This is a genomic window from Photobacterium kishitanii (genome assembly GCF_000613045.3).
Taxonomy (GTDB): Bacteria; Pseudomonadota; Gammaproteobacteria; order Enterobacterales; family Vibrionaceae; genus Photobacterium; species Photobacterium kishitanii.
The window spans coordinates 3,198,299-3,209,817 of the sequence record NZ_LN794352.1 but is presented as its reverse complement, the minus strand read 5'-3'; the positions used below and the strand labels follow the sequence as shown (position 1 = coordinate 3,209,817).

The 11,519-nt window shown below is 41.1% G+C and carries 12 protein-coding genes and 1 riboswitch; of the genes, 8 read left to right on the top strand and 4 right to left on the bottom strand.

Annotation, left to right across the window (positions count from 1 at the left end; translation table 11 throughout):
* The first annotated feature begins 2 nt into the window (after window positions 1–2).
* The 3 genes from PPBDW_RS14850 to cysQ all read left to right on the top strand — a co-directional run bounded on the left by PPBDW_RS14850 (window position 3) and on the right by cysQ (window position 2,303).
* On the top strand, window positions 3–761 hold the full coding sequence (locus PPBDW_RS14850; RefSeq protein WP_036788372.1) for a type II secretion system protein N: 759 nt from the start codon (window positions 3–5) through the stop codon (window positions 759–761).
* Window positions 762–902: 141 nt separating this feature from the next.
* Window positions 903–1,460 carry an ADP compounds hydrolase NudE gene (gene nudE / locus PPBDW_RS14845; protein WP_036788370.1) on the top strand — a complete coding sequence of 186 codons (558 nt, stop codon included), beginning with the start codon at window positions 903–905 and terminating at the stop codon, window positions 1,458–1,460.
* A gap of 3 nt (window positions 1,461–1,463) precedes the next feature.
* Window positions 1,464–2,303, top strand: coding sequence for a 3'(2'),5'-bisphosphate nucleotidase CysQ (cysQ, locus tag PPBDW_RS14840; RefSeq protein ID WP_036788367.1), 840 nt, complete (start codon window positions 1,464–1,466; stop codon window positions 2,301–2,303).
* Between the two features lie 72 nt (window positions 2,304–2,375).
* Here cysQ and sthA read toward each other — a convergent pair whose 3' ends face one another.
* Complete coding sequence (gene sthA, locus PPBDW_RS14835; RefSeq protein WP_036788364.1) at window positions 2,376–3,791, bottom strand: Si-specific NAD(P)(+) transhydrogenase; 1,416 nt, start codon at window positions 3,789–3,791, stop codon at window positions 2,376–2,378.
* Window positions 3,792–4,110: 319 nt separating this feature from the next.
* Here sthA and fabR point away from each other — a divergent pair, with 319 nt between their 5' ends.
* Together fabR and PPBDW_RS14825 are read left to right on the top strand one after the other, a co-directional pair.
* The gene (gene fabR, locus PPBDW_RS14830; RefSeq protein WP_036788361.1) at window positions 4,111–4,743 is read left to right on the top strand and encodes an HTH-type transcriptional repressor FabR; all 633 of its coding nucleotides are present in this window, start codon (window positions 4,111–4,113) and stop codon (window positions 4,741–4,743) included.
* Window positions 4,744–4,770: 27 nt separating this feature from the next.
* Window positions 4,771–5,142, top strand: coding sequence for a YijD family membrane protein (locus tag PPBDW_RS14825; protein WP_036788358.1), 372 nt, complete (start codon window positions 4,771–4,773; stop codon window positions 5,140–5,142).
* Between the two features lie 76 nt (window positions 5,143–5,218).
* Here PPBDW_RS14825 and trmA read toward each other — a convergent pair whose 3' ends face one another.
* On the bottom strand, window positions 5,219–6,325 hold the full coding sequence (gene trmA, locus PPBDW_RS14820) for a tRNA (uridine(54)-C5)-methyltransferase TrmA (RefSeq protein WP_036788355.1): 1,107 nt from the start codon (window positions 6,323–6,325) through the stop codon (window positions 5,219–5,221).
* 147 nt (window positions 6,326–6,472) lie between these two features.
* Window positions 6,473–6,708, top strand: a riboswitch (cobalamin riboswitch).
* A 31-nt stretch (window positions 6,709–6,739) separates the two neighbouring features.
* Here trmA and btuB point away from each other — a divergent pair.
* Genes btuB through murI form a run of 3 tightly spaced genes read left to right on the top strand, consistent with a single transcriptional unit; the run spans window position 6,740 to window position 10,155 of the window.
* A complete protein-coding gene (btuB, locus tag PPBDW_RS14815) occupies window positions 6,740–8,569 on the top strand; it encodes a TonB-dependent vitamin B12 receptor (protein WP_036788353.1) in 1,830 nt (609 codons plus the stop codon).
* 58 nt (window positions 8,570–8,627) lie between these two features.
* Window positions 8,628–9,326, top strand: coding sequence for a Dph6-related ATP pyrophosphatase (locus PPBDW_RS14810; protein WP_054262082.1), 699 nt, complete (start codon window positions 8,628–8,630; stop codon window positions 9,324–9,326).
* 31 nt (window positions 9,327–9,357) lie between these two features.
* Window positions 9,358–10,155, top strand: a complete 798-nt coding sequence (gene murI / locus PPBDW_RS14805) for a glutamate racemase (protein WP_036788350.1) — start codon at window positions 9,358–9,360, stop codon at window positions 10,153–10,155.
* Here murI and PPBDW_RS14800 read toward each other — a convergent pair.
* Window positions 10,124–10,585: an RNA recognition motif domain-containing protein gene (locus PPBDW_RS14800; protein ID WP_036788342.1), complete on the bottom strand. Its 462-nt coding sequence runs from the start codon at window positions 10,583–10,585 to the stop codon at window positions 10,124–10,126. The two genes, murI and PPBDW_RS14800, sit on opposite strands and share 32 nt — an antisense overlap.
* Before the next feature lie 610 nt (window positions 10,586–11,195).
* Window positions 11,196–11,519, bottom strand: a 324-nt coding sequence (locus tag PPBDW_RS14795; protein ID WP_207860793.1) for a hypothetical protein, incomplete at its 5' end; no start/stop codon positions are given.

Below are 11,519 nucleotides of genomic sequence, written 5' to 3'. Positions count from 1 at the left end.
CCGTGAAATTTAAGTTAGCCGTTGGTGCCAGTTTTGGTGCGGTATTTATTGCGAGTTTAGTGGCCCATATTCCAGCAAGTTGGGTATGGCAGCATGCACCTAAAATAAATGGCTTAGCCTTAGAAGGTATTACGGGAACGCCGTGGCAAGGAACGGCTGTCAATGTTCGTTGGCAGAATCAACCCTTTGGTCGTTTACACTGGGATATGCGATTAGGACGTTTATTGCATGGTGAGCTTGCGTTTGATGTCCGCTTTGGTCAAGGTAGCGAGTGGCAGCTACAAGGGCAAGGATTGGTTGGTTATAGTAGTGCTGGTCCATTTGCTGAAAAACTATTGTTATCTATGCCTGCAGCTCAAGCAGTATCGCAAGCCCAATTGCCAGTACCGATAACGGTGAAGGGTAATTTGGAATTAACAGTTAGAGATTACCACTATGCGGCACCATATTGTAAAACACTTGATGCGACCTTAGCCTGGGTACAAGGGGCTGCTGAAACGCCAATGGGGACCATTAAACCGGGACCTGTTTTTGCGGACTTAAATTGTGCTAACGGTGCTGTGGTTGCGAAGATTAAGCAAGCATCGGATGATGTGAGTAGTGATTGGCAAGCGAACCTCGCTACTAATCAACAGTATAAATTGCAAGGATGGTTTAAACCGGGAGCGCAATTCCCTGCTGAGTTGGCGAAACAACTAAAATGGTTAGGTGAGCCAAATACTAAAGGCCAATATAAGCTTAACTATTCGGGGCGATTGTAGCGTTAGTTAACATTTTAATCATAAAACTATTAATAACGGCAGTCGATTTAGACTGCCGCTTTATTTCTAATGATTATTAGTTTTTAATTAGAGTAAGCTTTTTTTATTCTGGTAACGCTTTCTATTAAACAGGACCTAACAATGGCGATAAGCAAAGATAAACCACAAATCTTAGCAGCCGAGGTTGTTGCACAATCACGACTTTTTAAAATTGAATCATTGGATTTACGTTTTTCTAATGGTGTCGAGCGTACTTATGAACGTATGCAGCCAAGTGGCCGTCATGCGGTATTGATTGTACCTGTCACTGCTGATGGTGATTTATTATTGATTCGTGAGTATTCTGTTGGTACTGAGCGCTATGAATTAGGCTTTCCCAAAGGGCTAATTGATGCCGGTGAAACTGCATTTGAAGCGGCAAACCGTGAATTAAAAGAAGAAATTGGGTTTGGTGCCCAGCGGTTACAACCATTAAAAGAAGTGATTCTCGCACCGTCGTATTTTTCGAGCCGTATGACCTTGTTTGTTGGTCAAGATTTATATCCAGAGCGTTTAGAAGGTGATGAGCCGGAACAGTTAGAGATTGTACGGTGGCCGTTAGCTCAAGCAGAAGAATTACTTAATCATCTTGATTTTGCTGAAGCGCGTAGTATTAGTGCGCTGTTTTTAGCGTTGAAGTATTTAGCTCGCGAGGAATAACCTATGACACTAAACCTTAACCATCTAATTCCCAATGTTATTGATATTGCTCAAGCCTCTGGTCGCTTGATATTAGATATTTACCAAAAAGGCCAGTTTGAGCAGCACATTAAATCAGACAATACTCCTGTCACCAGTGCTGATTTAGCTGCCAATCAATTAGTTGTTGAGCAGTTATCACTGTTAACGCCAGATATTCCTGTTTTATCTGAAGAAGACGCCAATATTTCGTTAACTGAGCGTAGTCAGTGGCCATGCTATTGGTTGATTGATCCTCTTGATGGTACTCAAGAGTTTATTGCTGGCAGTGGTGATTTTGCGACTATTATTGCATTGATTGAAAATAATAAGCCAGTCATCGGGGTCGTGTATGCGCCAGTTTCTGGTGTTACTTATTATGCTGCTCAAGGACAAGGGGCACATAAAATAACTGCCGATGGTGAAACTTGCGTTATTTCAACCAATAAGCACCACTCTCCATTACGTGCGTTGACGATTGCGATTAGCCGTCGCCAGAACATTAATACCACTAAAGCGCGATTTGATAGTCAATATCAATATGACTTAATTGAACTTGGCTCTGCGTCTCTTAAGGCATGTTTAGTTGCTGAAGGTGGCGCGGATTGTTATTTACGGTTAGGGCCAACGGGAGAGTGGGATACTGCGGCAACGCAATGTATTGTTGAAGAAGCGGGCGGGCGAATTTTTAATACTCATATTACGCCGTTGTCGTATAACTTACGCCAGACTTTAGAAAATCCAAATTTTATTGTGTTAGGCGATGAACAATTACCGTGGACATCAATTTTAACCGCCGATGATCGCTTAATGACTGCCGAATAACGTTTTAATGAATAACTAAAAACGATAACGGAGCCATAGTCGCTCCGTTTTTGATGTGGGTATCTTCAGGCGTTAGAATAAACGATTAAGGCCGTTTAGTGCCGCGACGCGAAATGCTTCCGCCATTGTTGGGTAATTAAAGGTCGTGTTAGCAAAATACTCAATCGTATTACCTTCCCCTTTTTGTTCCATAATAGCTTGGCCGATGTGAATAATTTCAGCGGCACGTTCACCAAAGCAGTGAATACCGAGAATTTGTTTAGTTTCACGATGAAATAATATTTTAAGGCTGCCGACTTCTGTTCCTGCAATTTGAGCTCTAGCTAAATGTTTGAACTGCGATCGACCTACTTCATAAGGTATTTTTGCCGCGGTTAATTGCTGCTCGGTTTGGCCGACAGAACTGATCTCAGGCAAGGTATAAATGCCTGTGGGAATATTGGCGATTAATTGTCCTTGTGCTTTACCTGTACTGATAGCTTGGGCGACAAAGCGTCCTTGATCATAAGCGGCACTAGCAAGGCTCGGGTAGCCAATCACATCCCCAACCGCATAGATATGTTCAACTACCGTTTGATAGTTACTATTCACTTGTAATTGCCCTCGTGAATCGGCGTCTAACCCGACATGCTCCAATCCCAGTTTATCGGTATTACCAGTACGGCCATTGGCATACAGTAAACAATCAGCCCGCATTTTCTTGCCTGACTTTAAGTGCAGAATAACCCCATCATCAGTACCTTCAATAGTTTCAAAAACTTCATCATTACGGATCATGGTGCCAGTATTACTCAGGTGATAAGACAGTGAATCCGACATTTCATTATCAAGAAACTCTAATAACCGTTGGCGAGTGTTGATGAGATCGACCTTTACGCCTAAGCCGCGAAAAATAGACGCATATTCACAGCCAATCACCCCCGCGCCGTAAATCAGAATATGGCGCGGATCATGGGCTAATTGTAAGATTGAATCGCTGTCATAAACACGGCTATGATTAAAATCAACCTCTGCGGGTTGGTATGGACGAGAACCCGTGGCAATGATAAACCGCTCAGCACTAAAATGGTCAATACTGCCATCACTACTGGTAACGCTAACGGTATGGTGATCAACGAATTTGGCCTCACCATGAATAATTTGGCAGTGATTACGATCATAAAACCCTTGGCGCATGCGAGTTTGTTTACTGACCACTTCTGCTGCATGGTGGAGGATCTGACTAAAAGTACGGTGCAGGGTTGAAGTATCATTGCAATAAAGTGGGTTTTGATTGAATTCGATAATCCTACTTACCGCATGGCGTAATGATTTAGATGGGATAGTCCCCCAATGCGTACAGCCGCCACCGACACTATTTTCACGTTCAATGATCGCGACCTTAAAGCCGGCTTTGGTGAGCCCCATAGCAGCACCTTCACCACCTGGACCGCTACCAATAATAATGACATCAAAATTATTTTTCGGGGTGGGTTGGTTATTAGACATCGGCTCATTCCTTGATCGTGTTATCGCTGAGTAAATTATCACTATGGTAACTGTTTGGCTGATAAGGATGAATGGCTGCATGGTCAGAGCTCGAACTCGATCACGAAGTTTTTATTATTAATCAAACGTTATAGATCCTGATCGGTTATTAAACAGGCGCCACACTTTATGATATAAAATGCAAAATGATATGAATCTGGCTTTGCGTCAGTCGCGCTCTACCTTTACTATGGGAGTGTATTGCGTCGTTGCAATGACGCGGATGTTACTGTGTAAACAGAGTATCATTGTAATAAAATCACAGAGAAGCAGATAATTCATGGGGATTAGGGCTCAGCAAAAAGAAAAAACTCGGCGTTCATTAATTGATGCCGCTTTTAGCCAATTAAGTGCCGAGCGAAGTTTTTCTAATTTAAGTCTACGCGAAGTTGCGCGTGAAGCAGGTATTGCTCCAACGTCATTTTATCGTCATTTTAAAGATATGGATGAGTTAGGGTTAACCATGGTTGATGAGGGAGGATTAATTCTTCGTCAGTTAATGCGTCAAGCTCGACAACGTATTGCTACAGAAGGCAGCGTGATCCGTACCTCGGTAGAGACTTTTATGGAATTTATCGAAAGTAGTCCTAACGTATTCCGCTTACTGCTTCGTGAGCGCTCTGGTACATCAACAGCTTTTCGAGCTGCGGTTGTACGAGAAATACAACATTTTGTGGCTGAACTAGCTGAGTATCTTGAAGCTAAAACTGGGGTAACTCATGAGGAAGCATATACTCAAGCCGAAGCGTCAGTGACATTGGTCTTTAGTTCGGGTGCAGAGGCACTTGATCTTGATTGTCATGCTCGCGCTGAGCATGCAGAAAGACTGATTATGCAACTTAGAATGATTGCAAAAGGTGCCTATTGGTACCGTAAAGAGCGTGAGCGTCGAGAGCTCAGGCAGAAACTATAATCTTATTTTGATTTTGGTGAAGTATATATGGAAAAGCAACAAATTAAAGCAGAGCGTAAAACACTGATTTTATCTGCACTGGCAGGTTTATGTGGTTACGGCACTCTAGCTGTATTGTTCTCAAGCTATGTAACATTCTCTATTTTCCCTGTCTTGGCCTTTGCCATGGCATTGTACTGCTTATATCAAGAATATATGCGTAAACCTATGGCAGAGGGCGTTCCGGCGCTTGCTAGCGCATGTTTCTTCGTCGGTGTCTTTGGTTATGCGGCATTACTGCGTGCTGAACACCCTGATATGGGTTCAAATTTCATTCCATTAATGATTACACTGGCATTGCTATTTTGGGTGTCATACAAAATGGGTGTAATGGATAAGAAAGAGAAAAAAGCAGCTTAAGTTATATTAGCTTGTGATTAAAATGAAAAAGGCGCTGATAGCGCCTTTTTTGTATTCAGCTAATTGGTATTTAAGGTTATTTGCGTTCTAGCAATACCCCTGCTTCCATATGGTGGGTGTAAGGAAACTGATCAAATAACGCAAATCGAGTAATATTGTGGGTCTCAGTTAAGATTGCTAGATTATCGCGTAACGTCTCAGGGTTACATGAGATGTACATGATATTATCGTAGCCTTGCACCATACGACAGGTACCGTCATCCATGCCTGAACGTGGTGGATCGACAAAAATAGTATTGCAATTATAACTTTGTAGATCGACATTTTGATCTTTTAGGCGGCGGAACTCACGTTTACCTGCCATTGCATCAGTAAAATCTTCCGCTGACATACGAATGATTTGTACGTTTTCAATGTTATTTACCGCGATATTGTATTGAGCCGAATCAACTGAAGGTTTTGCTAGTTCAGTTGCTAATACGCGTTCAAAGTTCGGTGCCAGCGCTAATGAGAAGTTACCATTGCCACAATACAGCTCCAGTAAATCCCCCGCGCTATCTTGAGTACAATCAACGGCCCATTCCAACATTTTCTGGGCAACTTCACCATTAGGTTGAGTAAAGCTATTTTCAACTTGTTTGTACGTTAGTGTCTTATCGTGAACTTTTAGCTGCTCAATGACATAGTCCTGATCTAACACGATTTTCATTTTACGTGCACGACCAATCAGATTTAACTTAAATCCTTCGTCGTTTAAGCGTTGCTTTAGTTTTTTCGCCGCGACAGTCCATTCGTCATCTAACTGGCGGTGGTAAAGCATTGAAACCAGAATTTCACCGCTTAAGGTCGATAAAAAATCGACTTGAAATAATTTGTGACGAAGGGCTTTTATCGGCTTAATTGCCTCAAGCAGCATTGGCATTAAATCGTTAATTAAACGGCTTGCCGCAGGGAACAGATCAACACGGTATTTCTCACGGGTGTGTTGATTGAACATGATGTAATACAGCTCTTCGCCTTCGTGCCAAACACGAAACTCTGCACGCATACGGTAATGCTCTGCAGGAGAGGCAAACACCTCCAATTCAGGCGTTTCAAAATCGCTAAGTAGATCTTGAATACGCGCTGCTTTTTCATCCAACTGTGGCTGGTAGTCAGCGGTATTAAGGACGGTGGATGTCATAGTGTATGCCTCGACTGCTCAAAATAAGACCGCAGATTTTATTGTATTGCGCACTGATGTCCAGTGTTGGGGCAAATTAAAATCTTCGAGTCCCTAAATTTTTATAACTAATAACAAACAAAACTAGACATAAAAGCGATACATCACTAGCATTCGCGCTGTGCTGGTTAAGCCTTGGAAGGCTCGGGAATACGGTGAGAATCCGTAACTGACGCGCAGCGGTAATAGAGAACGAACGCACATGGATGTAATCCAAACACTGTTGATACTCCCTACGAATAATCAAGCCATGATTTAGTATAGTGACAATGGGAAGTTGTTGCCTAGGCGACCAGATGGTCATGCTCTTAAGTCCGAATACCAACCAGCAGGCAAGCAATATTGCTTGATATTAACGCGACTTAGGAAATTGTAATGAAAAAATCCCTTTTAGCAGCGACGATAGCGTCGTTGTGTCTCCCTTCTTTTGCTTCATCTGCTGCTGATACAACGTCTGACGATGTGATGGTGGTAACTGCTAACCGTTTTGAGCAGCCAATTACATCTGTGCTTGCGCCTTTTAATGTAGTTACTCGTCAAGATATTGATAATGTTCAGGCTAAAACATTAACTGAAGTGTTGAGCTTATTACCAGGGGTGCAGATCACTCAAAATGGTGGTCGAGGTCAAAGCTCAAGTATTTTTGTGCGCGGCGCTAACTCAGATCAAGTTTTAGTTTTGGTCGATGGTATTCGCATGGCTCGTTCAGTTGCGGGTAATGTTGATTTTAATCAAATTCCATTAACTCAAGTTGAGCGGATTGAATTTACCCGTGGCGCGCGGGCTGCGATTTATGGCTCAGAAGCAATCGGTGGTGTGATTAATATCATCACTCTTACTGGTACTGACACGCCATCAAAAACGAAGTTAGATTTAGGCATTGGGAGTCATAACTACCAAGAGGCTAATGCTTCAGGTGCTTATAAGATTGGTGATAAAACGGTATTACAATTAGCTGCCGGTTATGAAAATGACAAAGGCTATAATGTCCACCCTCAGCCAGGGTTGAATGATGGCGATAAACATGGCTTTGATAGCCGTAATGCTTCGTTAGCATTGCATCACCAATTTAGTGATCAGGTTTCAGGTTATGTTGCAACCCGTTGGTATAAAAACCATTATCAATATGATGGCTCAAGTATCTATTCGGGACATCAATACGTAAGAGCAGAAACGGAATTTAATGATTATTCGGCAGGTTTAAAATATGCTCAGGATAGTTATAAGTCATCGGTGATTTTTGATTACCAAAAGCAAGATAATCTTGATCGTATTGATAAAACGAATGTTATAAATCGTCAGGATCAATATCACCAGCGTAATGTTCAATGGCATAACCAATATCAATTATTATCTACATTATCAGTAAGTGGTGGTATTGATTGGCGTCAAGAGCAATGGAATGATTTAACCGGTTTTGCTGGTAATAAAGAGCGTGATAATACTGGTTATTACGCAATTGGGTTATGGGATTACTCGCCTGTTAGTATCGAAACCAGTGTCCGTCTTGATGATAATCAGCAGTATGGTACCCATTCGACTTATAATATTGCTGGTGGTTGGTATTTAAATGACAATATTCAACTACGTGGCTCATATGGCACTGCATTTAAAGCGCCAAACCTTTATCAACTTTATGTGAAAAGTGCTTGGTCAACAGGTAATCCTAATTTAAACCCGGAAACATCAAAAAATATTGATGTTTCCTTACATGCTGATTACGACATTGGTAGTTTGGCAGTAACTGCATATCAAATGCGTATTGATGATTTGATTAATTATACTGGCGGTGCTCCTTCTTATGAAAATGTTGCCGGTGAAAGTAAAATCAAAGGTGTTGAAGTCGAAGCTGACTTTGATACTGGTATTATTAGCCATCAGCTAAACTTCGATTTTAAAGATCCTCGAGACAGCAAAGGCCAACAGCTGATACGTCGTGAAAAGTTTTCATTTAAATGGGTTGGTACCGCGAGTTATGGCGATCTTGATACTGCTGTGACTTATCAGTACCACGGTAAGCGTCCAGATTTTGATGCGGAATTACCAGCTTATGATACATGGGATCTTGCATTAACATATTGGCTGCAGCCTAAGCTTGCGCTAAAAGGGCGAGTGGCTAATCTGTTGAATGAAGATTATGAAACAGCAGCTGGTTATGTCATGCCTGGCCGAACGTTCTACACCAGTATTAATTACCAGTTCTAATGTTTGATTATTTATAGATAAAGACCGCCATCGAGCGGTCTTTTTTATGGTGATGTAGATGAAAACAAAAGTAATGATCAGCTGGTCATCAGGTAAAGATTCAGCGTTAACCTTATGGCGGCTATTAAATGATCCTGACTATGATGTGGTTGGACTGTTCACCACCCATGTAAATAATGATGTTCCCTTTCAAGCGACTCCAATTGCGGTTGTCAAACAACAAGTTCAGCTGATTGGTTTACCATTAGTGCTTATTGAATTGCCAGAAGTCTTTCCTGAGAACGGTGTTTATCGACAGACGATTATTGATGGACTAAAAAATTGTGGGTTACAGTTTAATGCTGTCGCTTTTGGTGATTTGTTTTGTAATGGCATTAGCGATTACCGACGTCAATATATTGAACCTGCTGGCTGGGAATGTGTTTTTCCATTGCTAGGACAACCCAGTGCTCAATTAGCCAATGAAATTATTGAATGTGGTATTAAAACCAAATTGATCACCATCGATAGTACTCAGTTGACGATTGATTTTTGTGGGCGTTGGTTTAATCATCAGTTATTAAGTGAATTACCAACCACGGTAGATCTTTGTGGTGAAAATGGTGAGTTTCATACTTTAGTTGTTGATGCCCCTTTTTATCAACATCCTTTGAACTTAACTTGGCTAACGCACGAAATAGAGTCTCGATTTTGTTATCAACGCTATACATTGGTAGAGACAGAATCTTTGCCTGATGCTGATATCGCAGTATCATAATGGCTCGATGTCGTAATCAAGGTAAGTGGTAGTGAAAAAAGTTGTCATTTTTGATTCTGGGGTGGGCGGTTTATCTGTTTATCAAGAGATCCATGCTTTACTACCTCAAGTACAGTTCATCTATGCTTTCGATAATGCGGCTTTTCCCTACGGTGAATTAGACGACGTAACATTAATTAAGCGCACCAATCATATTGTGGCGTTATTATCTAATCAATATCAGGCTGATTTAGTCGTCATAGCATGTAATACCGCGAGTACAATTGTCTTGCCTTCGTTACGCCAGCAATTAGCAATACCTGTGGTGGGGGTTGTTCCTGCGATAAAACCTGCCGCTTTAGTCAGCCAAACTAAATCAATTGGTTTACTTGCAACACCGGCGACGGTTAATCGAGCTTATACTCATCAATTAGTGCAGCAATTTGCTAATGGGTGTGAGGTTAAAATGATAGGTTCAACGCGATTGGTTGAGATGGCAGAACAAAAACTACGTGGTAAGCCTATTGATATGGATGAATTGGCACGAATATTAGAACCTTGGCAAGGCACAATTGATAGTATTGTATTAGGTTGTACCCATTTCCCGTTGATAAAAAAAGAAATTCAGGCGGTACTAAAGCATTCTGTCAATGTGGTTGATTCAGGTAAAGCGATTGCTAGACGAGTAGCATTATTATTAGAGTTGCCAACAGACGTTTTTAGCTCAACGAGTACGATAAAGAATGTCACATACAGCAGCGCCGCAACATATGATGCTGCGGCGCTGAATAAAAGTTTAAATGAAATGCAGTTAGATGCTATTCAAGATCTAAACTATCCGCATTTTTAGGCTCATTGGCTTCACGTACTTTTAGTGTACGTTGACCGTATTCATGGTTATTAAGTTGATCAATAGCATGCTCTGCATCTTGACTACTCATAACCACAAAGCCAAAGCCTCTGCGTTTACCAGTACGTTTGTCTTTCATTAAACGTACAGCGAAAACATCGCCATGCTCAGCAAAAAGGTTTTTTACGTCACTCTCATTTGCACGATAAGGAAGGTTACCAACATAAAGGGTTTTGCTGCTCTGAGAAGGATCTGATTCATCGAGGATGGTATGTTTACTTTCTTGCATAAATCGTAACGCCAGTCCAGTTAGCATTGCACCTAGCGCAAAGCTTATGGCTGGTGGAGTACTACTGAACATACTAAAGATTAAGGCGCCAATGATAGCGATAGCAATCACGGTTATTGTGGTTTGGTTATTTGATTTCATATTTAAAGTACATCTCAAAAGGGAAAGAGAAGAATGCATTAAGTTGGTGTTTTAACATCAAGCTTACAATGATGCCAATTTTAATGACCTGTAATTAATAATAATTGAGCTTAAATTTACTCGCATGTGCTTATTACAGTCATATTGTTCACATTAGATGAAATAATCGGCAATTACATTCTTTTTTTTTAAAAAGGCTTGTCAGAGTGATCAAAGTCTCTATAATGCGGCTCCATCGAAAGGGAATACGGTTCAACAGCCGATCAAGTTCAAACTTTTGATGTTTAGCTTCCAGTTGATGATTAACTTGTAATTCGATGAATATCAAGGTGATTGTTTTTAAGAAGCGTTCTTCTTTAGCTGTTATGGCGAAAAGAGAGTCAACAAGATGTTTTAGAAAGTAAAATTTCTTCTTGACTTTGAGTTAAGTTTGCGTATTATACGCATCCCTGACCAGCACGTAGTGTTGAGTCAACGTTCTTTAACAATTTGACCATGCAATCTGTGTGGGCACTCACTGAATAGTTAAGTCGAAAGATTTATCAATAAACTGAGTGACCAAAACAAAATGACGCAAGTTATTTTGGCACAGTTATTTAATTATCATTTTTTAAATGATAAAAAGCTTTAATTTACATTCTTTATTTATAAAGAAAAGGTATTTAAAGTCAGTATTTATTGAGCCGTTTCGAAAGAAACAACAAAACTTTAATTGAAGAGTTTGATCATGGCTCAGATTGAACGCTGGCGGCAGGCCTAACACATGCAAGTCGAGCGGTAACAGAAAAGAAGCTTGCTTCTTTTGCTGACGAGCGGCGGACGGGTGAGTAATGCCTGGGAATATACCCTGATGTGGGGGATAACTATTGGAAACGATAGCTAATACCGCATAATCTCTTCGGAGCAAAGAGGGGGACCTTCGGGCCTCTCGCGT